The organism is Paraburkholderia sp. GAS334 (genome assembly GCF_050436625.1).
In the GTDB taxonomy this organism is placed as follows: domain Bacteria; phylum Pseudomonadota; class Gammaproteobacteria; order Burkholderiales; family Burkholderiaceae; genus Paraburkholderia.
Window position 1 is genome coordinate 122,361 of sequence record NZ_JBNDMO010000018.1, and the last position, 24,842, is coordinate 147,202.

Annotated in this window: 20 protein-coding genes and 3 pseudogenes; 7 read left to right on the plus strand and 16 right to left on the minus strand. The window is 60.3% G+C overall.

Annotation, left to right across the window (positions count from 1 at the left end):
* Positions 1-23 precede the first annotated feature (23 nt).
* From ureC to P3T21_RS27205, 10 genes and pseudogenes are all read right to left on the minus strand, one after another.
* Entirely contained in the window at positions 24-1,727 is a 1,704-nt protein-coding gene (gene ureC, locus P3T21_RS27160) for an urease subunit alpha (RefSeq protein ID WP_429259068.1), read from the minus strand.
* Positions 1,728-1,736: 9 nt separating this feature from the next.
* Entirely contained in the window at positions 1,737-2,435 is a 699-nt protein-coding gene (locus tag P3T21_RS27165) for an urease subunit beta (RefSeq protein WP_429259043.1), read from the minus strand.
* Positions 2,436-2,457: 22 nt separating this feature from the next.
* A complete protein-coding gene (locus P3T21_RS27170) occupies positions 2,458-3,207 on the minus strand; it encodes an urease accessory protein UreF (RefSeq protein WP_429259044.1) in 750 nt (249 codons plus the stop codon).
* Complete coding sequence (gene ureE, locus P3T21_RS27175; protein ID WP_429259045.1) at positions 3,128-3,649, minus strand: urease accessory protein UreE; 522 nt, start codon at positions 3,647-3,649, stop codon at positions 3,128-3,130. The genes P3T21_RS27170 and ureE overlap by 80 nt, the downstream gene beginning before the upstream one ends.
* A 6-nt stretch (positions 3,650-3,655) precedes the next feature.
* Positions 3,656-4,696 (minus strand): aliphatic amidase, encoded by a 1,041-nt coding sequence (locus P3T21_RS27180; RefSeq protein ID WP_429259046.1) that lies wholly within the window; start codon positions 4,694-4,696, stop codon positions 3,656-3,658.
* A gap of 55 nt (positions 4,697-4,751) precedes the next feature.
* Positions 4,752-5,441: an urea ABC transporter ATP-binding subunit UrtE gene (gene urtE / locus P3T21_RS27185; RefSeq protein WP_429259047.1), complete on the minus strand. Its 690-nt coding sequence runs from the start codon at positions 5,439-5,441 to the stop codon at positions 4,752-4,754.
* A 2-nt stretch (positions 5,442-5,443) separates the two neighbouring features.
* Positions 5,444-6,181, minus strand: a complete 738-nt coding sequence (urtD, locus tag P3T21_RS27190; RefSeq protein WP_429259048.1) for an urea ABC transporter ATP-binding protein UrtD — start codon at positions 6,179-6,181, stop codon at positions 5,444-5,446.
* Entirely contained in the window at positions 6,178-7,344 is a 1,167-nt protein-coding gene (gene urtC, locus P3T21_RS27195) for an urea ABC transporter permease subunit UrtC (protein ID WP_429259049.1), read from the minus strand. The genes urtD and urtC overlap by 4 nt, the downstream gene beginning before the upstream one ends.
* A gap of 447 nt (positions 7,345-7,791) precedes the next feature.
* On the minus strand, positions 7,792-8,400 hold the full coding sequence (locus P3T21_RS27200; protein WP_429259050.1) for an ANTAR domain-containing response regulator: 609 nt from the start codon (positions 8,398-8,400) through the stop codon (positions 7,792-7,794).
* A 628-nt stretch (positions 8,401-9,028) separates the two neighbouring features.
* Positions 9,029-9,391, minus strand: a pseudogene (locus tag P3T21_RS27205) (transposase); the annotation flags it as partial.
* Positions 9,392-9,618: 227 nt separating this feature from the next.
* Here P3T21_RS27205 and P3T21_RS27210 point away from each other — a divergent pair.
* The 5 genes from P3T21_RS27210 (at position 9,619) to P3T21_RS27230 (ending at position 14,598) form a co-directional block, all read left to right on the plus strand.
* Positions 9,619-10,368 (plus strand): transposase, encoded by a 750-nt coding sequence (locus P3T21_RS27210; protein ID WP_429259051.1) that lies wholly within the window; start codon positions 9,619-9,621, stop codon positions 10,366-10,368.
* Between the two features lie 470 nt (positions 10,369-10,838).
* Positions 10,839-11,399 (plus strand): hypothetical protein, encoded by a 561-nt coding sequence (locus tag P3T21_RS27215; RefSeq protein ID WP_429259052.1) that lies wholly within the window; start codon positions 10,839-10,841, stop codon positions 11,397-11,399.
* 76 nt (positions 11,400-11,475) lie between these two features.
* A complete protein-coding gene (locus P3T21_RS27220) occupies positions 11,476-12,150 on the plus strand; it encodes a hypothetical protein (RefSeq protein ID WP_429259053.1) in 675 nt (224 codons plus the stop codon).
* 15 nt (positions 12,151-12,165) lie between these two features.
* Positions 12,166-12,876: a hypothetical protein gene (locus tag P3T21_RS27225; RefSeq protein ID WP_429259054.1), complete on the plus strand. Its 711-nt coding sequence runs from the start codon at positions 12,166-12,168 to the stop codon at positions 12,874-12,876.
* A gap of 267 nt (positions 12,877-13,143) precedes the next feature.
* The gene (locus P3T21_RS27230; protein ID WP_429259055.1) at positions 13,144-14,598 is read left to right on the plus strand and encodes an ISKra4 family transposase; all 1,455 of its coding nucleotides are present in this window, start codon (positions 13,144-13,146) and stop codon (positions 14,596-14,598) included.
* Here P3T21_RS27230 and P3T21_RS27235 read toward each other — a convergent pair.
* Positions 14,593-15,087: pseudogene (locus P3T21_RS27235) on the minus strand (lecithin retinol acyltransferase family protein). The gene P3T21_RS27230 and the pseudogene P3T21_RS27235 sit on opposite strands and share 6 nt — an antisense overlap.
* A gap of 616 nt (positions 15,088-15,703) precedes the next feature.
* On the opposite strand from P3T21_RS27235, the gene P3T21_RS27240 reads away from it, so the two are divergent.
* The gene (locus tag P3T21_RS27240) at positions 15,704-16,579 is read left to right on the plus strand and encodes a cyanophycinase (RefSeq protein ID WP_429259056.1); all 876 of its coding nucleotides are present in this window, start codon (positions 15,704-15,706) and stop codon (positions 16,577-16,579) included.
* A 231-nt stretch (positions 16,580-16,810) separates the two neighbouring features.
* A complete protein-coding gene (locus P3T21_RS27245) occupies positions 16,811-17,635 on the plus strand; it encodes a cyanophycinase (RefSeq protein WP_429259057.1) in 825 nt (274 codons plus the stop codon).
* 129 nt (positions 17,636-17,764) lie between these two features.
* On the opposite strand, the gene P3T21_RS27250 is transcribed toward P3T21_RS27245, so the two are convergent.
* The 5 genes and pseudogenes from P3T21_RS27250 to P3T21_RS27270 form a co-directional block, all read right to left on the minus strand.
* Positions 17,765-19,474: a transglutaminase domain-containing protein gene (locus P3T21_RS27250; protein ID WP_429259058.1), complete on the minus strand. Its 1,710-nt coding sequence runs from the start codon at positions 19,472-19,474 to the stop codon at positions 17,765-17,767.
* Positions 19,475-19,621: 147 nt separating this feature from the next.
* On the minus strand, positions 19,622-19,930 hold the full coding sequence (locus P3T21_RS27255) for a hypothetical protein (protein ID WP_429259059.1): 309 nt from the start codon (positions 19,928-19,930) through the stop codon (positions 19,622-19,624).
* A gap of 125 nt (positions 19,931-20,055) precedes the next feature.
* Positions 20,056-22,845 carry a cyanophycin synthetase gene (gene cphA / locus P3T21_RS27260; RefSeq protein ID WP_429259060.1) on the minus strand — a complete coding sequence of 930 codons (2,790 nt, stop codon included), beginning with the start codon at positions 22,843-22,845 and terminating at the stop codon, positions 20,056-20,058.
* Between the two features lie 581 nt (positions 22,846-23,426).
* Positions 23,427-23,573: pseudogene (locus tag P3T21_RS27265) on the minus strand (IS21-like element helper ATPase IstB); the annotation flags it as partial.
* A gap of 469 nt (positions 23,574-24,042) precedes the next feature.
* A complete protein-coding gene (locus P3T21_RS27270; protein ID WP_429259061.1) occupies positions 24,043-24,210 on the minus strand; it encodes a hypothetical protein in 168 nt (55 codons plus the stop codon).
* Positions 24,211-24,842 lie beyond the last annotated feature (632 nt).

Here is a 24,842-nt window from a genome sequence, read left to right on the forward strand (position 1 = left end):
ACGTCTCCGGAAAGTACGAGCGATTAGCGCAACATGTAGCGCCGCGACAGCGGCACTTCGCGCGCCGGATCGCAGCGGATGACCTGCCCGTCGATCATCACGTCGAAGGTCTGCGGGTTGACCGTGAGATTCGGGCAGGCGTCGTTGTGCAGCATGTCGCGCTTGCTGAGTTTGCGGGTGCCGCACGCGCCGACGAGTTGCCGCGCGAGCCCGAGCTTCGCCGCCGCGCCCGCATCGAGCGCGAGCGGATTCACGAAGTTGACCGCGAGCGAGGCCGGCGCGCGGCCGAACGCGCCCCACTGCGGGCGCATCGCAAGCGGCTCGCAGGTCATCAGCGAGGCCGCCGAGTCGCCCATCGCCCCCCACGCGATAAAGCCGCCCTTCACGACCACCTCCGGCTTGATGCCGAAGAACGCGGGCCGCCACAGCACGATGTCGGCGAACTTGCCGTCCTCGAGCGAACCGACCGTATCGGCGATGCCGAAGGTGCGCGCCGCGTTGATCGTGTACTTGGCGATATAGCGCTTGATGCGCTCGTTGTCGCCGCGCGCCGAGCGTTCGCCAGGCAGGCGCCCGCGCTGGTCCTTCATCTTCGATGCGAGCTGCCACGTGCGGCAGATCACCTCGTTGATCCGGCCCATGCCCTGGCTGTCGGAGCCGAGCATCGAGATCGCGCCGAGGTCGTGCAGCACGTCCTCGGCGGAGATGGTCTGCGCGCGTACCCGCGATTCCGCGAACGCCACGTCCTCGGGCACCGCGGGATTCAGGTGATGGCACACCATGATCATGTCGAGGTGTTCGTCGAACGTGTTAATGGTGTACGGGTTGGTCGGGTTGGTCGAGGAAGGCAGGCAGTTCATGCGCCCGGCCACCGCGATGATGTCCGGCGCATGGCCGCCGCCCGCACCTTCCGTGTGATACATGTGAATGGTGCGGTCCTTCACCGCCGCGATGGTGTCTTCCAGGAAGCCCGATTCGTTGAGCGTGTCCGAATGCAGTTGCACCTGGAAGTCGTATTCGTCCGCGACGCTCAGGCACGTATCGATCACGGCCGGCATCGCGCCCCAGTCTTCGTGGATCTTGAGACCGAGGCAGCCACCGCGCAACTGGTCGACGAGCGAACCGGGCTTGCTCGAATTGCCGCGTCCGAGAAAGCCGAAATTGAGCGGCCACTGTTCGGAAGCCTGCATCATGCGCCCCACGTTCCACGCCCCGCCGCAATCGATCCCCACCGTAATCGGCCCGAGCGAGCCGCCGATCAGCGTGGTCAGTCCCGAGGCAAGCGCGTGCTCGCAGAGCTGCGCCGAATCGAAATGCACGTGCACGTCGATGCCGCCCGGCGTCGCGATCAGGCCTTCGGCATCCTTGACCGTGGTCGCGACGCCGCACACGAGCTTCGGATGCACGCCGTCCATGACCTGTGGATTGCCGGCCTTGCCGATCGCGACGATGCGCCCGTCCTTGATGCCGATGTCGCCCTTGATGATGCCGAGCACCGGATCAATCACGGTCGCGTTGCAGATCAGCATATCGAGCGCACCGTCAGCGCTGTCGTGGCCCGCCTTCAGTCCCATGCCGTCGCGCAGGGTCTTGCCGCCGCCGTGCAGGCATTCGTCGCCGGGCACTGCGTAGTCGTACTCGATCTCGGCGAGAAGCGACGTGTCGCCCAGGCGAACCGCATCGCCGGTGGTTGGGCCGAACATCTCGGCGTAGGCTTTGCGTGTCATCGTGACCATTCAGGCTCCCTTGAAGCCGCGCGCGGCGGCGCGGTCGATGGCCGCTTCACGCAGACCGGTTGCGTCGACGGCGCCGTCGGTCAATCCGTTCAGGCCGAAGATCTCCTGCGTTCCGCCGAATGCGACGAGCGTCACCTCTTTGTGATCGCCCGGTTCGAAGCGCACGGCCGTGCCCGCCGGGATGTCGAGCCGCTTGCCGAACGCGGCCGCGCGATCGAAACTCAGCGCGCGGTTGACCTCGAAAAAGTGAAAATGGCTGCCGACCTGGATCGGGCGGTCGCCGGTGTTCATCGCGATGAGCACGACTTTCGCGCGACCCGCGTTCAGTTCGATGTCTCCATCCGCGGCGAGAAGCTCTCCTGGGACGAGCGCGTCGGCGGGACGCGACTCATTGCCCGCACGGATCGGCTGATGCACGGTGACGAGCTTGGTGCCGTCGGAAAACGAGCCTTCTACTTGCAGCATAGGGAGCAGGTCGGCCACGCCTGGCAGCACATCGTCTTCAGTCAGAAGCGTCGAGCCGTACGCGATCAGGTCCGCGACGCTGCGCCCTTCGCGCGCGCCTTCCAGAATTTCGTCAGCGATAATCGCGACCGCTTCTGGATGGTTCAGTTTGAGCCCCTTGTCACGATGACGCCGAGCGAGCTGCGCAGCGGTGTAAAGCGTGAGGCGTTCGTATTCGGTGGGTGTCAGTAGCATCTGCGCATCCGTCGCATTCAGTTCAGTTGGCGAAGAGCCGCGCGTCGTGCCGGTGACGGCGCATTACGGCGATATCCGCGGCGAAGGTGCTGGACCACAGTTCGTCGAGACCCGGCGCTGGACGTGCCAGCACGGCGGCGAGCGGCAGGCGCAGACACGTGAGTACGCGCTGTGCATCGAGATGACCGACGATGCCGAGCCGCACCGCAGAACTCACGGCGCCCGTGCACGCCGCATGCGCGGAGATCGCTCGCGCCTCGCCCTCACCGATGCCGAAACTGCGCCACAGCATGCCCTGCACGGCCGGCAGATGGCCGGGCGTGCGCCCGGCGGCGATGGCCGCACGCAGGTCCTTCGCGAGCGCCACATCGAGCCGCGCATGCACCTCGGCAAGCGTGCGGCCGAGCCGGCGCGACCCTTGCCGCATCGGTTCGGGCAGCGTCACGGCTTCGGCAGCGGCATCGACCTCAAGCCAGGCGTCGAGCGAGTCCGCCCGCCAGGCGGCGCACACAATGCCCTGATCGAGGCTCGCCCAGCGTGCTAGCGCCTGCTCTTGCACGAACACCGCAAGCGACGCGGCATCGGTCACGAGTCCGTCCTGCTGCAAGCCCTCGAGGCCCCATGAAAAGGCCATCGAACCGCTCGGGAAAAAGCTGTCCGATTGCTGCAGGCTCGCGAGCAGACTCGTGAACTCAATCATGCACGTACTCGTGTTCATGCGGATGTGCGTGAGGATGTGCGTGAGGATGCTCGTGCGCATGTTCGTGACCATGCTGGATCTCGCCGATGCGGCCATCTTCGAGCATGGGCGCAAGCCGCACGCGGTAGTCTTCGACAGGCCCCTTCATCGCGATCTCTAGCACGACCCCGTCAAAGCGCACCGCCCAGTGCATGTTGCCGGCGAAATATCCGAGTTCGAGCGAGCTCGCGGCGTCGCGCGCCTGCACACGCAGCCAGCGCGTGTGCTCGGTGCGCACGACGAGCGCCGCGTCGGCATCCAGATGCAGCACCGCGCCGTCGAAAAGATGCGTCTGGCGATCGAGCGCGATGCCGCATTCCACGCCGCGCTGGGTGTGCGTGCGCAGCCGGTGACGGCGGATGTCGTCGGCGGCGATCGTGACCGTGTCCACGTGCCCACGATGTTCGAGCGCGTGTAGCAGATCGGCTACGTGCGGGTCCGACGCGCTGCCCACGATGGACGTATAGGTAATCATCGCGCGCTACCGATGCGTCAGGTCCGACGGGTTCGGGATGCCGGGGATCGGGCATTCCTCGGTGCCGGGCGTGCTGCGCGTGATGTCTTCCACCATCTTGCGTGTCGCCTCGGGGTCGGTGATCCACTTCGAATAGAAGTCGAACGGGCATTCGGCCACGCCGTTCGCATCCTCGCGGGAATTGATCTTGCCCGTGTAGCCGCGATGCAACAGCTTGTACAGATGGTTTTCCGACTGCATGTTCTTGCGCGCATCGCGGATCAGGCCCTTCGAGAGCGCCGCGTACTGGATGCCCATCTCCTCGGTGCCGCACTCGCCGAGCGTGCGTCCGTCGAAGCCGACGATCGACGAGTGGCCGAAGTACGAATACACGCCGTCGAAACCCGCCGCGTTCGCAACCGCCACATAGACGTTGTTGGCCCAGGCCATCGACTTCGCCATCACGATCTGCTGTTCCTTCGCCGGGTACATGTAGCCCTGACAGCGGACGATCAGTTCCGCGCCCTTCATCGCGCAGTCGCGCCAGATCTCCGGGTAGTTGCCGTCGTCGCAAATGATGAGGCTCATCTTCATGCCCTTCGGCCCTTCCGACACATACGTGCAGTTGCCCGGATACCAGCCTTCGATAGGTACCCACGGCATGATCTTGCGGTACTTCTGCACGATCTCACCCTTGTCGTTCATCAGGATCAGGGTGTTGTACGGCGCCTTGTCCGGATGCTCCTCGTGGCGCTCGCCGGTGAGCGAAAACACGCCCCACACCTTCGCGCTGCGGCAGGCTTCGGCGAAAATCTCCGTCTCTTCGCCCGGGATCGCGGCCGCCGTGTCGTACATCTCCTGCTGGTCGTACATGATGCCGTGCGTGCTGTATTCCGGGAAAATCACGAGGTCCATGCCGGGCAGGCCGGCCTTCATGCCCTTCAGCATCTCGGCGATGTTGCGCGCGTTCGCGAGCACCTCCGCCTTCGTATGCAAACGCTGCATCTTGTAGTTCACGACAGCAACCCCGACGGTGTCGAGGCTGCTCGAAATATCACCATGTTGCATGCTCATCTCCTCGTGGATCAATGACGCCGGTCCCGGCGTCTGGAGTTACCGCTGTTCAGATGGTCAGGTAACGCATGATGCGATCGGCGTCAACGTTCTCGCGCTTGTCGCTGTGCACGAAGCGCCCCTTCTCGATGATGAGAAACCGGTCAGCGATGTCGAGCGTGAACGTGAGCACCTGCTCGGATACGATCAGTGCGAAATCGCGCTCCTTCTTCAGGCGGTTGAGCGCACGCGCGATGTCCTTGATGATCGAGGGCTGAATGCCTTCGGTGGGTTCATCGAGAATCAGCACCTTGGGTTCCGAGACTAGCGCGCGCGCGATCGCGAGTTGCTGCTGCTGGCCGCCGGACAGATTGCCGCCGCGCCGGTTGCGCATCTCGTGGAGCACCGGAAACGAATCGAAGATGTACTCGGGAATCACCGGCCGCTTGAAGCGGTCCATGCCGGACAGGATGTTTTCTTCGACGCTCAGATAAGGAAAGATCATGCGGCCCTGCGGCACGTAACCGAAGCCCGCCGCCACACGCTCATAGCTCTTTGCATTCACGAGCTCGCGATCATTCAGTTTGATATGTCCGCTGCGCGATTGAATCATGCCGATCAGAGCCTTCAACAGGGTCGTCTTGCCCATGCCGTTGCGGCCCATCACCGCAACGGTCTCGCCCGCCGCGAGATTGAAAGTGAGATCGTGCAAGACATGACTCTCGCCGTAGAAGACGTTCAGGTTGTCGATAGCAAGCATGGTCAGTGTCCCAGGTAAACTTCAATCACGCGCGGATCGTTTTGCACCACGTCCATCTTGCCCTCCGCGAGCTTCTTGCCTTGATGCAATACCGTGACTTTGTGCGCGACCGATTTCACGAACTCCATGTCGTGCTCGATCACCACCACCGAGCGCCCTTCCGCAATCTTGCGCAGCAGCTCGCCCGTCAGCTCGCGCTCCTTCGCGCTCATGCCGGCGACAGGCTCGTCCAGCAGCAGCAGTTCTGGGTCCTGCATCAACAGCATGCCGATCTCAAGCCACTGCTTCTGCCCGTGGGACAACAACGCCGCCTTGCGATCGAGCTGGTCGTCGAGGAAGATCATCTGCGCGACACGGTCGATCTCGTTGCGTACCGTTTCGCTGCGGTTAAAGAACAGGCACCCGATCACGTCGCGCTTCTTCGGATATGAAATCTCGAGGTTCTCGGCCACCGTCAGGTCCTCGTACACCATCGGGTTCTGAAACTTGCGCCCCACGCCCGCGCGCGTGATCTGGTACTCGAGCATTTTCTCCAGATAAAGCCCCTTGAACTCGATGGTGCCTGCCGTGGGCTTCGTCTTGCCGCAAATCATGTCAAGCAGCGTGGTCTTGCCCGCGCCATTCGGCCCGATCACAACATGCAGTTCCTTTTCTTCCACGTAGAAGTTCAGGTCGTCCACGGCCTTGAAACCATCGAACGACACCGTGAGCCCTTCCACCGCCAGGATCATCGACGTCATTGCGCGGCTCCATGACCGTTGCGTTGCCGGACCGGCTGTCGATCACGCAACCAGTCGATCACGCCGGCGAGTCCCTTCGGCAGGAACATCGGCACGAAAATGAAGAGCGCGCCGATGAAATACACCCAAAATCCCACGAAATCTTCGGAGAGAAAACTCTTCGCCGCGCCGATGATCACGGTGCCGTACACCGCGCCGACAAGCGAGAGCCTGCCACCGACCGCCGCATAGATCACCATCTCGATCGACGGCACGATGCCGCATACCGACGGCGAGGCAAAACCGACCTGCAGCGTGAACATCGCGCCGCCCACCGCCGAAAAGAGCGCGGCGACCGCGAAGATGAAGCCCTTGAAGAGCGCCGGATCGTAGCCCGAGAAACGGATACGGTCCTCGCGGTCGCGGATCGCGATCAATACCTTGCCGAGGCGGCTTCTCAGGATGAAGCGTCCGGCGAGCACAGCGCCCAGCAGCAGCATGGCGGTCATGTAGTACATGATCAGGGTGGCAGTGTTGCTCTGCACGCTATAGCCCATGAAGGTGGGCAGATTCGTGATGCCGTTAACTCCGCCCGTATAGCCCTGCTGCCCGATGATGACGATCGACATGATCGATGCGAGCGCGAGCGTCACGATCGAGAAATACACGCCGCCCACACGCTTTCTGAAGTTCGCGTAGCCGAGCACGAAAGCAACCAGCGCCGGGATGATGAGGATCGCCGGCAACGCGAACCAGCCGTGCTCGAACGGCACCCACCACCAGGGCAGCCTGTCGATGCTGTTCCATGTCATGAAATCAGGAACCGGCGATCCGCTGCCGCCGAACACCGCTGCGGCCGGGTCGTTGGCACTGGCCTCGAGCTTCATGTACATCGCCATCATGTAGCTTCCCAGACCGAAAAAGATTCCTTGACCGAGGCTCAGGATGCCACCGTAGCCCCACGTCAATACGAGGCCGACCGCGCAGAACGCGAAACTCAGGTATTTCGCGAACAGACCGAGACGGAACGCGCCTGTGAGCGCGGGTATGGCGATCAGCAGTACGAGGGCCAGAATCAGCACCGAATACCTGTCGAGCAGGAGGGCGCCACGCCAACCAGCCGCAGCCGACATGGCAGCGTTCGACGCGTCACCGCGCGGCGAAGAGAGAGGAAGATTTTTCATGTTTCCGCGATGCCTCGATTTCAGTGTGTCCGATGGTCCGAAAGTGAATGGATGAAGACGTTCGTATGTTGCGGCTCTCGTCGCGCGTCACCGTCTACGGACTCTGCGCAGAAAAAAAAGCCCGAACCCAGGACGAACCTGGATTTCGGGCTTTTTGGCCGGTGTCATGCGAGACGCCTTTGTCTCGGACGACGAAACGAGTACGAAATTAACCGACGATGAACGCGGCCGGTTGTTTCGTTAGGAGCGGACTATCGTGTGACGGACCATGCGCTCGCATGCTCAGATTCGCAAGAGCCGTGCCATCCGACAGGAACGATGCCCAGTGCGGCATCCGTCCTTTAGCCGCGATGCGAGGCTCCCCAAGCTGGGGTGGACGCGCACATTTCCCGTGCACTACGCATCGATCCTGCACAACGACGGAAGAAGTGCGGCTGAATCAGCAATTCAGAAATGCAGGTTTTCATGGGCCTTGATGATGATGTCCGCCATCGCTTCGAGCGACTGGCGCTGGCCCATTGCGCGCGAGCGCAACAACTCGTGCGCCTCCGGCTCCGTCAGCTTGCGCGTGTCCATCAGGATCGACTTGGCACGCTGGATTTGCCGCTGGTCCGCGAATTTCCCAGCGATTCTCTGAGCGTAGCGTTCCATCGCCACGCGGCTTTTGTGCTGGTGCAGCGACACCGCGATCGCGGTGAGCACGCCGAACGAGCGCACGGGCGACGGCACCGTGCAATAGGCGTTCAACTGCATGACGATTTCGATGAAGATCGGATTCTCGTAGCTCACCACCGGGATCACCGGCGGTACGTCCCTCGCCTCCAGCCACGGCAGTGGGCCTGTGAGCGTCTCTGGGCGCACCGCCATGAAGATGATGTCGGCCTCCTCCGGCAAAGCCGCCGGGGCGGGCCAGAAGCGGCACACGCGGCAACCGATGCGGCGCAGTTGCGCGAGCAACTCCTCGCCGTCCTGATCGAGTGGATGAACCGCGACAACCTTTAGCGAGCGGATGTCACGAAGCCCTTGAGACGTGTTCGGCAAAGGGTGGCGCTTCATCACTGAACCTCATGACGGTCTAAAGACGGCGTAAAGGCAAGGCCCTTGCCCGCCAGCATTTTTGACTACGGGAGTGATCAATTTCTGTCCGGCATGCCCAATGGAGCAGCATGGAATAACCATATGACGACCGATCGCCAGCCTGCGACCGCAAGTCATATTCGCCGATCGGAGCGGTGACCGCGCGCGGGGCGCTAAGCCCGCCGCTACAGGCAGCGATGTCCGCACTCGACGCTGAGTTCTGAAACCTACCGATGGTGAGACGCGAATCCTACGTTCTGCGAGGCGCATCAAACCAGTGACATTAATTTCCAGATGCCGTCCAAGGCGGACGGCATCGCCGCTCAAGTTCGTCGCCGTACGTTCGTGGCGTGTGCAACGTTCGGGAAAATTACTTCCCCGACTTTCCAGTCGCGTGTGTAGTATGCACACGACCTTATTCGCATGCAACACTAGTTCATGCCCGGAACCTGTTGATTTTCTTGAATACAGAATTGCACCACGAAGATGCGCAATGGTTCTTTGTTGGGTTTCACATCTCGACCGTCTGCCCCCCCGGTCGAAACCGTTACGCGTGGTAGGCGCTCTCTCCGTGCGAGCTGACATCCAGGCCTTCGCGTTCCATCTCCTAGTGTTGTGTCCCACAAATAACTTTACATAGACGCTGGACTTTGGCGAGGATCGAATCGGCAGTAGCGGTCCAGACAAAGGGGCATTTGTGAACGTTGTAGTGCTCGACATAAAGCTGGATTTGCACGACCAGTTGGCGCACGCTTTCGAACGACCCGCGACGGATAGATTGCTGCGTGATCAGACCGAACCAGCGCTCGACCTGGTTAAGCCAACTGGAGTAGGTCGGCGTGAAATGTATGTGGTAACGCGGGCGTTTGGCTAGCCATGCCTTGACCTTGGGATGCTTGTGCGTCGCGTAGTTATCGACGATCAAATGCACATCCAGCGTCGCTGGTACGGCCTTATCGATGTGGTTCAACTGGTTGCTAGTTTTTCTGGGCCATCGAATTTGTCTGTGAGCCGCGCCGCTAATGGATTTACGATCGGCGAAGGCGGATCGGTTAGAGTCCAGATTTCTGGATTCAGCGGATAACGGGTAACCCATGCTGGCAAGCGCTTCCGACGAAATTGAGCGAAGCGCAGTTTGAGGAATTTGTCTTGCCACACCTGAGTCGTGGCCGACGCGGACCGCCACCGACGCTGTCGTTGCACAAGATCTTCAACTACATCCTGCAGGCGCTCTATATGGGGTGTCAGTGGATGATGCTGCCGATCGAAAGAAATGACAAAGGCCGCCCCGAAATCCACCACACGCGTATCTACCGGATGATGCGGCGCTGGCAGGCCGATGGCAGCATCGACCGGATCTTTTCGGGCACGGTACATCAACTTCATCAGGACCAGCTCCTCGACCTTTCCGTCATCCACGGCGACGGCACGACGACTGCGGCGAAGAAAGGCGGCGACAATCTCGGGTATAGCGGACACAAGCATCTCAAGGGCTGCAAGGTCGTCGCCTTCTGCGATCGCGACTGCAACATCATCGCGCCGTTTGTCACGGCCCCGGGCAACCGCAACAAATCGCCGCTGTTGCGCGACGCGCTGCCCAGACTCACCGGAATGGTCCGCGCCATTGGCGCGGACCTGCAAGGTTCAACCGTCAGTCTGGATGGCGTCTACGATTGCCGGGCCAACCGCAAGGCGATCTTCAATCGCGGCATGATCCCGAACATCCCCGAGAACCCGCGTGGGCGGAAAACACCGAAGCGGGGCCGCAAGCAGCGCTTTGATCCGGCAATCTTCGAGGAGCGCTTCAGGACCATCGAACGCGTCTTTGCCTGGGAAGATAAGTTCCGCCGTCTGCTGCTGCGCTTCGAACGCATCAGTGACGTGCACTACGCGTTAAAGACGCTCGCCTACACGATGATCAATCTGCGGCACTACCGCCGTAGCTGATCACCCGCCCGGGACCTTTGCTTCATCACCGGCGCCGCGCGCCGCGATGTCGCTCGTCCGCGTCATCGATACAACTTCGCATAACAGAACATGTCTGCGCATTGCACGCTTTCCAACACTCCATTCCGCACATCCTTTGTAATCCGTAAGAATCGCCACCATGATTTCGATCGAAACCCGCAACCAGTTGATGGATTCTGCCCGAAAAAACAGACGCCGGAACGTGCTGCTGAGAAATCGCTACATCTGAAAACTCTACTTACCAGGAGTGCGCCACTGGGCGATCACGTCGCCGTCCGGCAGTGCGTGAATGCGCCGATCAGTGGCGGCAAGCGTCCTCACAGCGGCCCGACGCCGGACGGGCAGAGTTCCGAGCAGATGGAGCTATGGGAAAAATGGGAATCTTTGGGAAAAACGGGAAAACCTGCTATACTGGCCCACATGTACAGAGACCCCATTTGGGGAGATCCATGCTGAACTGGGATGACGAAATCCAGCTTTCGCAGCTTGAGGTGGAGCAGGCGAGGCAGATCGCGATTGCACCGCTGGACGATGCAATCGCGGACGCAGACCGCTTGCTTTCAGCGGTCATGCGGCTGCACGCGTGCCCTGAACGAGATCAGCTAATTGAAAGAGCTCAGGCGCTGCGTGAGGAAAGGTTGTCCATCAAGCAGGCACGCCTGGCCCAACTGGACCTTACGCTGCCGGAAAACAAACGCGTGGTCTCGGTGCGGGCGGATGACCTGAAGGCGGAGTTCAGCCGTTACGACGACTACCGTGTCGTCCGGCGCAATGGACAGGTCGTCAGCTTCGACCCAAGTAGGGTGGCCGTCTGTCTTCTGCAGCCACTCTCCGGTGCGCGCGCTGTGCGACGCACCGGCCGTCTCGTATTCTCACGCAGGCGTGGTCGGCAGATCGCGCGCGCGCATGGGCTCGAATTCGTGGTCAGCATGCTTCGCCGGAACGCGGCTAACAGGCTGAGGGGGGTTTGCGAGGGGCCCGTTCGGCTACCTCGCGCGCGCCGTCGCTAGTCGTAGCGTCGCCTCTCGATCCCGCATACTCGCGCCCGTTGGCGCGCCCCCCTTCGATTGCTGAGCAGGAGTTGAAATGGAACTGGCAACCAAACGAAGCAACGTTAGCGCGAAGGCTGAGCTCCGTGCTCTTGTAAACGGACAGTACGCGGGCGACGCAAACGCCTTGATCGAACAGATCGCGGCAGACCTGCTCGCAGGTGTGTCTGCGCGTATCGAAGCAAAAGCAGGATCCGGAGAAGTCGCCGGCCTGACGAACGGCGCGGCCCGCAGGGCCATTGCCTCCCGGCTCGCCAAGTGGTTGATCCGGGACAATGGCCACGGCGGCGGCGCTCGCCAGACTTGTTTGCCAGTTGCCAGATGGAGCCCTGAGGAGGTGATCGAGCACACCGGTATGTCAAAGAGCACGCTCTACCGCGGTGACCACGCGCAGTTCTACAGCGTGGTACCGCCCGGCAAGAAGAACGGCCGCGCGTACCCCGCATGGCAATTCGTTGCCGACGTGCCCTCGCATCTGCCGCACTTGCTCGAAATTCTTCAAAGCAATTCAAGAATGCAGGTCAACACCTTTTTCATGTCCGAGCAGGACTCGTTGAATGAATTGTCGCCCGCTGAGGTGCTCGCGGGAATGCCGTTCGAGGACCGCCGAACAGTGGCGCGGGAACAGGCCCGAATGCTCTCGCTTCCGATGAAGGCACGGCTCGACAAGATCAACGCGTTGGCAAGGATGGAGGTGGCTGAGCTGGAGTGAGCAACAGACAATCCGATGTCAAAAAACGAAGAATCGAAAGTTGCACAGTTGCTGCGGCTAGTCGGGAAGGTTCCGACCGCAGCCCAGATTTACCAAGCCCTGAGGGCACAGCGGTACAGCTACGAGCCAGAGCGCGCTTTTGTGCGAGCCGTCGACAATCCGAAATACGTTGCGACCGCATCGCCATTCAGGCCTGGACGTTTTGGGCCTCTGCCCGAAATGGTAGGTGGTGACGGAAAGCTCCCATTCACCTGGGTGTACTGCGCCACCGACAGTCTTGTGGCAGCCTGGGAAGGTCGCATGGTGCTGAATAATTTCGGTCCGGGAAGCGGCTTCCATATCACGCGCAAGGCCGAAGAGTTGGGCGTCCTCATGTCGATCAGGTTCGTGCGACCGCTCCTGCTGTGGAATCTCGGCGCGGACCACAGCAGCCGGCTCGGCTTTCAAGACACGATCTCGGAGCGTGACCACGAGGCGTGTCAACTGTTTGGCGTGAGACTGCGCGAGGCGATGCTGATGCAGTCTGCGACCGAAAGGCCCGACGGTTTCGTGTACCCGTCTCACCGCGTTAAGGGCTACCCGGCGCTCGCGCTCGCCGACTGGGCCGCAAAGGAACTCTTCGAAGGCGCTGAAATCGCGATTGAGCGGTTCGTCGATTCAGAAATCTACGCCCGCTTCCGCGACGATCCCATGCGTACTGATCCCCCTGATCGCGACGCATCGTAGCAGTAGAGATGGTGCGCCCTGGAAGGACTTCGCTGCAAGGAGCGCGAGCGGCTAGCTGACGCTTTACCCTGGCTTCGGGCCTCCAATGAGCGAGCTGGAGCCCGAGCTACCGACCGGACTGTGTGAGTCGCGCATGATACTTAGCCGCTTCACGAGAGAGCGTGCAAAAGTTGGGGAGGCTCCCAAGGAGGGCCGCTTGTGCTTCCGGTAGCGGCATCGGTTTCGTCTGGAGTAGGCTGATCGGTCTCGCAACGGTGGGAGCAAGCCATGCGGTTGATCATCGAAGCAAGGTTGGCCGACGGAGACAATGAAACGGTCGAGGAAGGTGACGGAGTTCTGGCTGTGATTGAGCGCCCTGCCTGCTGTCTTGCCGAACTGGGCCTGACTCTCGCGGAAGGGCGGTCGCTGCTGGCCAAGGTGCAGGCCGAGCTCATTTCGAAACAGGTGCAGTCGTGGCTCTCAGGCCAGACCCATTGTCGGCGCTGCGGTGCGGCCTTGAGTCATAAGGATAGTCGCTCGACGGTGCTGCGCACCGTGTACGGCAAAGTGATGGTGAAGAGTCCGCGGCTGTGGTCGTGTGCTTGCCAGCGGAATGCGCGGACGCCGCGGCGTGTGGTGCATCCCTTGTCCAAAGACCTAAGCTGGCGCGTCACTCCGGAGCTGGAATACCTCCAGGCGAAGTGGGCCGCTCATTTGCCATACCGGCAGGCCGCGGCCATGCTTAAGGAAGTGCTCCCGCTCAACAAGGGCATTTCGTTCAGCGGCACGCGGGATCGGATTCACACTCTTGGAAAACAGCTCGACGCTGACATCGAGCGTGACATCGCGAAGCTACCTCAAGCCGTTGCAGACGTGCAGGTTCGCGAATCCAGCCATGTCGCGGCCGTGAGCGTCGACTCGGCGTGGCTGCGAAATTGCGACTCAGGGAGAGGCCCTGGCCGCCACGTGAATATCGTCGCCGGGCGGGCGACGTTCACCGATGGTCCTCCAAAACTGTATGCGTATGTGCACAGGGAAGTCACCTCGGCTGCAGCGCGACTCGATCAGTTCCTCAGCCGGAACGGTGTGGCGAGCGATGAACGCGTGACCGTGATCAGCGACGATGCTGGTGAATTTGCAAAGACCGTCGAGGGCAGTCAGCTGGCTCGCGGCCGGATCCTCGACTGGTTCCACATCGCGATGAAGTTCCAGGCGGCGCAGCGTTCCGTGTTCGGCAGCAAGATGATCGACTCGATGGACCAGGAGTCGGTGGAGACCGAAATCACCCACGCGAAGTGGTTGGTCTGGCATGGCAAGGGCAGCAAGGCGGTGGAGCGGATCAAGGCACTGGACAGTCGGCTGCTGGCGAGAGAGGGATACGAATTCAAAACGCTGTGGTGGAATCTGAACACCGTCTCCAGTTATCTCAGGAACAACGCGCACACGTTGGTCAACTACAGCGCCCGGCATCGCAAAGGTCTCCCGATCAGCAGCAGCATTGCCGAGTCCGCGGTGAACCAGGTCGTCAGCCACCGTATGGCCAAGAAGCGACAGATGCGCTGGACTGACGAAGGGGCGCACTGCATGGCACAGGTCAGAGTCGCGGTTCTGAACGGGGAATTCTCGTCCCATCGCATTCTGGCGCTCAAAATTGCCGACTCGCGTTACGGGAAATGCATCGGGCCAACGTCGGCAGGCGGGCGCCGGCGAACGGACAGAACAGACACTGCAGTCATGTCATAAGCCATGGATCCCTGACGAAATGCACCTCCCCAACTTTTGCACGCTCTCCCATCCAACGAAGTAATTGATCGACATTTTGAACAGGCTCACCGCTGCGCCCATTGCCGCACGCGGATAGGTCAGGCACGCGCGCACTTGCTCGCTGCAGCTTTCGCCATACAGGCACCACGCAGAGAAGTGCTCGCAGTTATTGGTCAGCAGTCGGTATCAATTCTCGCCGAGGCGCGAGCGCGCCCGCTCTACAACTTGCCGGTCGGCGTAACCCGACCGATCGCCCGGCTGGATCCACACTTTGCGCCCCGCGGCGAAGCATGCAATCGTCACTTCCTCAACAGGTCCGCGATGCAAAGACCGGGCAAGACCGGCGTAGTGCACTACCTTGCCTTTGCCAACATAGATGCCGTGGTGACTGTAAGCGCCGCGAGGTGTCACGAGATGTGCGCCGAGAGCCGATTCGCTTCCAACTCCGAGATGCCACCGCACCTGCATCTCCGCGGGAGTGCGCGACGCGATAGTGGCCGGTCCCATGATTCGACTCCTGACTGCTAACTGCATGAGCCAAGCATAGGACCGGATGTATATTCACGATAATTAAAGATTTTTTATTTACCATAGCGTATTAATTATGAACAGGCGCGTGGCTTGCGCAACTCGCCTCTCCAGGGGGGCGAACAGCAGTCAGGCCAAGGAGGCGCGTCGAGCGCGCCAATCAGTTCGGTGCGCAGCGCGACGTGATTGGCCAGCCAGATCCGACAGTCCTGCATACCCCAGCCTGTGACGGAGGCAATGCGTAGGTCTGCAGCTTCTCCGCTGTCGTCTCGGGCGCAGTGGCACGATCCTCGACGTCCGGAACTTGGTCTCAAGGATCACGATCCTCGGCGGATCGGCGTTGAGTTGCACGTCAATGTCGCACCATATCGGTTCAAATATGCACGCAATGTGTGCATACACCCTTCCCGCACCTCGTCGGTCTGACGTTCCCGGCGAGTTTCTTCTCATCGCGGCCGGCACAGCGCGCGCGAGCCCTTGTCGAGGAAACATTGGCGCGGTTTTTGCTGTTACGATGGTCATAGAAGGGAAGGTACAAATCTGGAAGGAGTGAATGATGCACCCCGGAAAATCGCTGAACGGTGCCGCGCGAGGCTTCATTATCCCCATTGGCGGCAAGGAAAATCGGGTCCAGAACCCGGTTATCCTGCGTCGTTTCGTCAAGCTTTGTGGTGGGTCACGCGCGCACATTGCAGTCATCCCGACGGCCTCTTCACTGGATGATACGGGGGATCTCTACGAGACTGTGTTCCGCGATCTCGGGGCTGACCGGGTCAGTATCCTGCCATTCAAGTCCCGCGCCGACTGCGAGTCCGACAAATATCTGAAGGTGCTCGATCGCGCTGACGGTGTCTTCATGACCGGGGGCGACCAGATACGCCTCGCCGAGATGCTGATCGACACGTCGGCCGCGGACAAGCTGCGCCGCCGCAACGCACACGGTATGCACGTAGCGGGCACCTCCGCGGGAGCCTCCGCCATGTCCGCCGCGATGATCGCCGGCGGCAAGAGCGGTGCCACGCCTCGCGCCGGGATGGTCGATCTGGCGCCGGGCCTGGGTTTCATCAGCCGCTTTGTGATCGACCAGCACTTCAGCCAGCGCGATCGACTCGGGCGCCTGCTCGCGGCGGTGGCCTCTATCCCATTCGGGGCGGGCATCGGGCTGGATGAGGATACGGCCGCGTTCATCGGTCCAGACGACACGCTGGAGGTGGTCGGCACCGGCAGCGTCACCATCATTGACGGGTCGAATCTGCGCAATTCGGCTGCAAAGCCGGTTCGCCACGACGACCCGGTAGGACTGACAGGAGTACGTCTGCATATCCTCGTCGAAGGCAATACGTACGATCTCGCAACACACACCCTCTCAGGCGGTATCTTGTCCGCGAAAAGCAACGCCGCCTGCGAATTGACCGCCGCTGCCTTGACCTGACCGGTTAGAAAGCAGAACCCGCTTCATTCACGAACCGGGCAGCGCGCGTCTGCCGCGATCCGCTTGCCGATATAATCGGACGAGGCACCAGCGACCGGGACAGCAGAAACCATAGACGCCAGCTGATGCGAGCCCGCCAGCAGCAGTGCTGCCGGCGGAACAAGCGGATCACGTGGTGGCTGCACGAGACCTAGGCTACTTCGCGATTTTGCACTCTACCCGGAGTGAAAGTTGAGTCGTGCAAAGGCGTCCACGGGCGGCACACGCGGTTTTATCGTCCCCATCGGCGGCGATGGAAGACGCATACGGAAGGCCGCCATCCTGCGCCGCTTCGTGCAGCTTTGCGGCGGCTCCCGTGCGCATATCGCCATCGTCGCCACGGTCTCCGAGATGCCCGACGCTGGCTATCGTTACGAACGAGCGTTCCGCGATCTGCGGGTTGATCGGGTCAGCCTCCTGCGATTTGGGACCCGAGCCGACTGCGAGTCGGAGCGGGACCTGGAAGTGCTCGATAGCGTCGACGGGATATTCCTTATGGGGAGCGAGACAGTCCATCTTTCCGAGACCCTAGGCAGCACTTCGGTGGCCCAGAAGATCCGCAACCGGAATGAACAGGGTATCCACGTGGCCGGCACCTCGACGGGAGCCGCGTTCCTGCCGGAGCAGATGATTACGGCCGGACAGAGCGGCACGACGCCCCGCGCGGACATTGTCGAATTGGCGCCGGGCCTGGGCCTGATCGGGCAGTTGATCATCGATCAGCACTATCGTCACCAGGACCGGCTCGGGCGTCTACTGATGGCCCTGACTTACAACCCGCTAGCCATTGGTATCGGCCTGGATGAAGACACGGCTGCGTTTATTGGTCCGGACCACGGGCTGCAGGTGGTGGGCAGCGGCGGCATCACCATTGTGAACCCGTCCCAACTCCAGCACTCCGCGATCCATCCAGATCGTCGCCATGCGCCGGTCAGCGTGATCGGCCTGCACCTGGACATCCTTGTTGAGGGCGACCTGTATGATTTGGCGGCACATAGGGCGACCATCAAGCGCTAATTCGGATTCGCCCCGTAAGCCTGGGTATTCTCAAGTCATCACGTGAGCCGCCGCCTTGGCGATCTCTCGCGATCAGGCGTCGGGCTTCCCTCAACCGCCGAGTGCTCATACGGCGCGGACCGGCGGACGTCAGTCAGGAAACGCTTCATCCAGCGACGCCTCCCGAAGGACCTCGATCTGGATGTCAGGTACAAACAAGTCCGAATACATCAGATCGTTATCGACCTTTTCCCAGCAACCGGGCTTGCATATTTCGCACATCTTTTCTGTTCTGCTGTTTTCTATATAGATCCACGACAGCGCGCCAAAAAACCTTTCATGTCGTTCCGGCGCATTGTCCGATGAGCTTTCCATCGGTACCCACCCTAGCCCGGGCACATAGAACTCCACCCACGCATGATCGTAATCCGGCGTACAGACCGAGTTGACTCGCGCATATCTCAGCTTATACTCGGGCACCTTGAAATCTCCGACCGGCCGGCAGGCGACCCCGCAAAGCCGCATTAATCCTATTAACAGCTCCATGTACTTTCCGCAGGTCCCTTCGCCGCCGCTCAACGTCTCGACGGGACTTGTGTACTGGTTGTTGTATCGGTACGCCAACCTGCTATAAACATATTCGCGCACGGCTTTCGCAATTTTGACCACATTACCGCGCTCGTTTTCGGGCAGCGCCGAAATCAGCTCGGCTGCAATGTCTCTTAATTCCAGCCGGTCCATATCATACCTGGACTCTTCTTTAAGAAAGCGCGTCTTGATATCGTCGGGATAGGGCGCATCCGCGACATTCAGCTTGTATCGTATGCCGTACACCTCGATTACAGCACTATAGCCAAAGGAACGGCGCTCCTTATCAAGCTCGACGCCGGTCAGATCGAATTCCACGATCTCGTTGCCATTTTCGTCTTTTTTTAAAACGCCCGGAACGTCGCCAATAATCCTGACTGACTTCAACTTCTGTCTTCGCGTCTCGACTGGAATCGACAGCCTGACGCACATCTCGACACCACTGATTCTGTTCAGAACTTCACGGGGGGGCTTGAGCATTTCGGCATAAGTCAATTTCACTTCATATCCTCCGGAAAGACCGAAACTCCCGATCTCACCAAGTTCTATTATTTTGTAGTCAAATCTCTCTATAAAACCATCGGAGACATGCTTATTGAGTTTTATATTCGGACTGCCACGTTTCCCCGATTCAGAACTCGCATCGTCGAAAACGTCCCAGCTATCCTGGTTGTAATATATATAGATGCCGGGTTCTTCTTTATCTGACGTTTTAATGGAAGCGATTCCCGATGCCCCTTCATACGGGATGGTCAGCGACGCCAGATGAATCCCATCAAGGCTGTAGACATAAATGGCCTGGCTGGCGCCGTTCAGTATAAACAGGCGATCTCCATGCAAGGCAATATCGTTGACACCATGACCTACCTCAGCCGCCCGTATTAAGCCATCCTCATCCAGAATGAACAGGGCGCCACGCCGGTCGACCGCATAATACCGATCGTTTTTCCAGCACAGCCCGACTAGATCCTCTGCCTGATCGATCGTAATGATGTCCATCGCGTCACGGACCGTTCCATTCTCTATCCCGACCGCGTAGATCCGATTGGAACGCGAATAATTGACGATACCCTCCGGCCGCATACAGAGTGCAGCCGATCCTTTGAACGCGTTGAAGCTCCTGAAATTGACAATCCCGTAAAAGAATCCCGTTCGAACGTCAATTTTGCCGAGCGCCCCAAGCTCCGGATCGACGACGAACAGCGCATCTTCCTCGTTGCTATCGACAGAGACGATATGCCTCGCAAAGAGAGGTTTGATCGGCGTGACCACAAATCCCCCGTATCGTTCTGATTGACGAGGCACGGGCGGGACCCATGTCTCGTCAAGTCAGGCGGGATGCGGCGCCCGAGACCGCAACAGGGCTCCATTGAGCGTGCGCTCCGCGCCTGCCCCGCCCAAGCAGGCGCAGCAAGACCGCTAATGCTCCCTGCCCCTCGAGGCTTCCCGGTCCCGATCCCTCGATGCGTCCCGGTCCCTGCCCCTCAAGGCCTCCTGCTCATTGCCTCCCAAGGCCTCCTGCTCACTGCCTCTCAAGGCTTCCTGAATAAAATCGGCATAGTCCGAGAGGTGCCTCATATTGGAATCCAGAGAATTGCGCGACGACCCGCTCATCGCTTCGTGACGTATCAGGTCCAGCGCGACTTCGACGGCTATCCTCCGTTTCGAGGACGCATCGAGCGCGGCTTCGTTATCGTTGTAGAGAAGAAATCTCTGTCTCTCGTCCATTTTGGCTCTCCTAAGTCTTGACGCTCATGAAGGGTGTGCTCGGATGCTTCACCCGCCTTGGGGTCCTGCTACCAGGTCGGCTTGCGACCGCCTGGGACGTCGCCGTTACCACGGCGAAAACTCATTCAATCCTCGATCTCTCGCGCTAGCCGCACGCCGCGCTCGTCACGGATGATCTCCATGCTACTGTCCCATTCGAACCCGCCCAGATCGTCCAGACGGATCTTGACGGGCCCTGGTCTTCTCTCGGCCGCATGCCCTGCTTGCCCATTGGGCCTGAAGTGCACAATCTGCTCCCAGGCATGCGTGTAGTCTTCGCTCAACAGGAGGAGCAGATCGCCAGGGCCGGCCATCTCGAGCGCCGACTGATTCGCTGCCTGCTCATCGGCGATGACCTCGATCTGCTCTGCGCCGACCCCGTTCTCGCGCAGCGCGTAGCACAGCATTTCCGGCACTTCGAGGTGAGCCCGCCCACGCGAGTCGCAGTCCCGGTGGCAAATGTAATGTTCGAAGTGTCCGGCCGCAATACGCGCGATCTCCAGCACGTCCTCGTCACGGCGGTCGCCCGGGACCGTCAGCGAAATGATCTTCGCGCGCGCGGCGCCCAGCCGGTCGACAAGAGCGCACATGGTCTTCACGGCCGCCGGATTGTGCGCATAGTCCAGAATCACCCTGAACGGATGCTGATCATAGATGTTCATGCGGCCGGGGGTCTGCTGGAAAGTGTTTTCGAACGTGCGCAGGCCCAGGCGGATGCCCTCGAGATCGATCCCGAGACCGCGAGCGAGCGCCGCGGCGAACATCGCGTTCTGCACATTGTGCAAAGCGAGCCCTTGCACCGTGGCCGGAATCAGGTGCGTCCACAGCAACGGAAAACAGTGACCACCGTCCCACAGGGTGATCATGTGGCCGTTTATCTCTTCCTCCAGAATGACCGCCACCCCACCCGCCCGTATATGCTCATTTACCAAGGGGTGGGCAGGGTTCATGGTCACGTAGCCCAGGCGGTTTGCGTGGCTATGATCCGCCATCTTCAGACATAAGGGGTCGTCAGCGTTGACGACAGCCATGTCCTTCGCCACTTCGATGACGATGCGTTTGACCTCGGCCATCTGCTCCACGGTCTCGACCCCACGCAGACCCAGGTGATCGGCGGTCACGTTGAGGCAGCCCGCCACGTTGCACTCCGGATAGCCCAAACCACACCGCAGCAGGCCGCCCCGGGCCGTCTCCAGTACGGCGGCGTCGACAGCGGAATCCGCGAGAATTATGCGCGCGGATGTCGCCCCGGTCATGTCGCCTTCCACAGTCAGCCGTCCGTCGATGTAGACGCCATCGGTTGTACCCAGACCAACCGTGTAGCCCGCCAGTTTCATGATATGGGCCAGCATGCGCGACGTGGTGGTCTTGCCGTTGGTGCCGGTAATGCTTGCAATGGGGACGGTCGTTGGAGCACCGGGTGGAAACAGCATGTCGATGATGGGCCCGGCCACGTCCCTGGGCGTGCCGTCGCTCGGCGCCAGATGCATCCGTAGACCCGGGCAGGCATTCACCTCGCAAATGGCGCCGCCAGTCTCACGATACGACGCGGAGATATCAGTGGTGATGAAATCAACACCACCGACGTCCAGGCCAATGGCCCTGATCGCCCGGACGGCCATTGCCCGGTTGTCCGGGTGCACGTTATCGGTGACGTCGATGGCGGTGCCACCGGTGGAGAGGTTGGCGGTGGCACACAAATAGACGGTCTCGCCCGGCTTGGGTACCGTCCCGGGACTAAAACCCTCGTCATCCAGGAGGTGTTTTGCCGCGCCGTCGAGCTCTACGCGGGTGAGCACGTTTTCATGCCCCACACCCCGGCGTGGATCCTTATTCACCTCTTCCACCAACTCCTCTACGGTGTGAACCCCATCGCCCAACACATGAGCGGGGATGCGCCTGGCAACCGCCAGCAATTCGCCATTGACCACTAGCATGCGGTGATCGGACCCTGGGATATAGCTTTCGACGAGCACCCCCCTGCTGTACTCTTGCGCCCTCTCAAAGGCGAGTTCCACCTGCTCTGGCCTTGTAAGCTTGATTGATATGCCTTGCCCGTGATTGCTGTCCAAGGGCTTGACCACGACCGGGTAGCCGATGCGTTCGGCGCTATCGACAGCGTCGCCGGCGTTATGGACCTTTCGTTGCCGCGGCACCGGAAGGCCCGCGTCATGCAGGGTCCGATTGGTCTCCTCCTTGTCCGATGCCTGGTCTACGGCGATCTGACGCGTCTCGCTGGTGAGCGTCGCCTTGATCCGTTTCTGGAAACACCCGTAGCCGAGCAGTATCAGGCTCTCGCCGTTCAGGCGCGTACAAGGGATTGCGCGCTTCCCTGCGGCGCTCACCAACGCAGCAGTGCTTGGCCCCACGTCGCGACTCCGCGCATAACGGATGAAATCATCCAGTTCATGCTCAAAGTCGAAATCTTGCTCAGGATTCTGCTCCGGCTTCAGTTCGTCAGGAAGAAGATGCTCGATCAAGGCAAGAGACAGGTTTCCGGCGTGCCGACCGACATCTTCATCATGGTACTCATAGACTACGTCGTAGTGTCCCCGCGGCCCGGCTGCACGCGTCTTGCCAAAGCTCACGTCCGAACCCGCGACCTTCTGCAGTTCGATGGCTACGTGTTCCATCACGTGACCCAGCCAGGTTCCCTCGCCTTCCCACATGCGTCGCACGAACCCGCCTGCGGTATTGTAGGAACAGCCATGCTGTTGAAGGCCGGGGAGATAGCCAAGCAGACGATCGATGAAGTCGTGGCCAAGCCGCATGGTTGGCCATTCCTCAAGCTTCCCCAGATCGACGGTGTACCGAATGACCGGGAAATGTGCATGAATATTAGGTCCTTGGTAAGCAACGATTGACTTGATTTCCATCGAATGACCTCCTGAAGTTCTGATCTCAGGTAAGCCGCAACCCCTTCGAGCCATCGTAGAGAGGCACAAACGGCATTCAAAACACGACGAATTGTCATAACAATCGCTGTCTGCCCTCATCTGTAGTTCTCTCGTGCAGAGGATTTTTAGCGAAGTGGAGGCGGCGCTCGGAGATGGCCGCAGACACGGCACGAAAGGCGCGTCCGTTTCGCAAAAAATTCTTTGACTGGACTGCTCCGCCGGTGGTAACGGCTATGGGCATTGAATCAGTGGGGTAGCAACGGTTTTGCCGATGACGGCGTTGGCGGCATCACGTCCGTCGTACCGTCTTGCGCTTGAGGGCTGCGTACACCATCGTGTAGTGCAAACAGGTCGCGCCACGCGTGCATTGAGCCGCCATGGTCGGACAGCGGCCAAAGTTGTGCCGCAAATCTGCCACAAAGCGTCGAGTCAGGCGTGCAGAACTCCTCTACAAAAATAGAGGTAATTCCAGATAAAGCAACATCTCTTAGACAACGTCAAGCAGCACGGCCGGTCAGCGACAACTATTTTGGCCGGTCAACGGGTGTAGTTGTCGCTGGCTAATTCATAGTTGTCGCGCCTCCATCGTAATCGTCGTCGGGTAATTGTCGTCGGCGCGCGCTCTGCTTGTCGCTGGCCTTTCGACGGCGATAGCTTTCGACGTTGAGCTCGAAGATCGTCGAGTGATGGACGAGCCGGTCGATGGCCGTGCATTGAAGGGAAAGTAGCAGCAGTATGGAAGTAAAATTAGAAGCGGCTCTGCGGAGTGCGACCGGCTGCTCATGCCGGATGTCACACAAAGTGAAATCTGCGTCGGGTAAGTAAAAAACTGCTGACACGCTTCCTGCGAGGACGCGGCCGCCCGCGACTGTCGCTGGCCGACCCAACTCAGCTGTTGACCGATAGCGATCGAGGGACGCGTCCAGGCTCGGAAAGAGGCATTGGTTTTAGAGACGGACTAACCTACTTTCAATCTTGCGGCCAGTTCGCGAAGTCCCTGCCCGACCGCGCCATATCGCCCGGCGTTACCTTTGGTCGCCATCCGACCTCTGCTTTCAGGCGTGGAGCGATTTCTTACGCCGTACCCGTCGGCAACCCAATTCGATGTTTTCCAACCCGAGCGACTATGTTTCGTAACTCAAGTCGCCTGTGCCACGGACACCATACTGGATCGAATTATTCTCGGGGTCGTCGCTCACCAGCTTCCCGATTCTCTGTTACGGCTCGGCGAACGGCTTCCAAAAGGTCGAGGCGCGCCTCGGGGTCGGGGACTTCGATCAGCTTGCGCGGAGCCTTGGCGTGGGGCTTCAGTGTCACACCGTAAAGTTTTTTCGGCGCAGTCATAGTTCGTCTCCGGCTTCGATCACAGCTAATTCGGACGGCAGGCTCGGTCTTGCTTCTGGTTTCCGAAAATCAGGCTTTCGGAACTTTACTGAGTTGGGAACTATGGACTCCGTGCGTCGTACGTCTCCAGGCTTCGTCGGCACGTTGCTGGGCTGATTTCACGGTATATGCGACCCCTTGCTTGCCCTTCGGACCTGGCGAAAACGCCGAAGTCAGACCGGAAAATGTCCGGCGGACGGTCTTGGTGACCATGGCGCGCTCCGCGTTTGTGTCGGAATCGTAAGTCTAGGTCTTTACGTGCAACCTCCGATACTGTACGTTTACACAGTAATTTGGTGAGCCCGCCATGGACACTAGAAGATGCCGCGAGCGAAGCCGTGCCCCTACAATCACGCCGCGCCAGGGGAGCCAGCGCCAATCCACTACGCCCTTAAGAGAGTGCTAATGGGAATCAGGGAAGCTCGCCGGATTACCCGCAGCCTTCGGCATCAGCAACGAGTGCCAAGGCGCACCGGAGTCGCTGGAGCGAGTCCAGTACTGTCCGCGCCGAGTGAATTTTGAGCCACCGCGCCGATCGAGTTTTGAGCCGGGGTGGAGACCGGTCTAAAGCAGGACTGGTTGTGGATAAGTGT

Excerpts from the sequence above, each read along its gene's own strand:
- ureC (WP_429259068.1), bottom strand. The coding sequence starts at position 1,727 with ATGACACGCAAAGCCTACGCCGAGATGTTCGGCCCAACCACCGGCGAT.
- P3T21_RS27165 (WP_429259043.1), bottom strand. The coding sequence starts at position 2,435 with ATGCTACTGACACCCACCGAATACGAACGCCTCACGCTTTACACCGCT.
- P3T21_RS27170 (WP_429259044.1), bottom strand. The coding sequence starts at position 3,207 with ATGGTCACGAACATGCGCACGAGCATCCTCACGCACATCCTCACGCAC.
- ureE (WP_429259045.1), bottom strand. The coding sequence starts at position 3,649 with ATGATTACCTATACGTCCATCGTGGGCAGCGCGTCGGACCCGCACGTA.
- P3T21_RS27180 (WP_429259046.1), bottom strand. The coding sequence starts at position 4,696 with ATGCAACATGGTGATATTTCGAGCAGCCTCGACACCGTCGGGGTTGCT.
- urtE (WP_429259047.1), bottom strand. The coding sequence starts at position 5,441 with ATGCTTGCTATCGACAACCTGAACGTCTTCTACGGCGAGAGTCATGTC.
- urtD (WP_429259048.1), bottom strand. The coding sequence starts at position 6,181 with ATGACGTCGATGATCCTGGCGGTGGAAGGGCTCACGGTGTCGTTCGAT.
- urtC (WP_429259049.1), bottom strand. The coding sequence starts at position 7,344 with ATGAAAAATCTTCCTCTCTCTTCGCCGCGCGGTGACGCGTCGAACGCT.
- P3T21_RS27200 (WP_429259050.1), bottom strand. The coding sequence starts at position 8,400 with ATGAAGCGCCACCCTTTGCCGAACACGTCTCAAGGGCTTCGTGACATC.
- P3T21_RS27215 (WP_429259052.1), top strand. The coding sequence starts at position 10,839 with ATGCTGAACTGGGATGACGAAATCCAGCTTTCGCAGCTTGAGGTGGAG.
- P3T21_RS27220 (WP_429259053.1), top strand. The coding sequence starts at position 11,476 with ATGGAACTGGCAACCAAACGAAGCAACGTTAGCGCGAAGGCTGAGCTC.
- P3T21_RS27225 (WP_429259054.1), top strand. The coding sequence starts at position 12,166 with ATGTCAAAAAACGAAGAATCGAAAGTTGCACAGTTGCTGCGGCTAGTC.
- P3T21_RS27230 (WP_429259055.1), top strand. The coding sequence starts at position 13,144 with ATGCGGTTGATCATCGAAGCAAGGTTGGCCGACGGAGACAATGAAACG.
- P3T21_RS27240 (WP_429259056.1), top strand. The coding sequence starts at position 15,704 with ATGCACCCCGGAAAATCGCTGAACGGTGCCGCGCGAGGCTTCATTATC.
- P3T21_RS27255 (WP_429259059.1), bottom strand. The coding sequence starts at position 19,930 with ATGGACGAGAGACAGAGATTTCTTCTCTACAACGATAACGAAGCCGCG.
- cphA (WP_429259060.1), bottom strand. The coding sequence starts at position 22,845 with ATGGAAATCAAGTCAATCGTTGCTTACCAAGGACCTAATATTCATGCA.
- P3T21_RS27270 (WP_429259061.1), bottom strand. The coding sequence starts at position 24,210 with ATGACTGCGCCGAAAAAACTTTACGGTGTGACACTGAAGCCCCACGCC.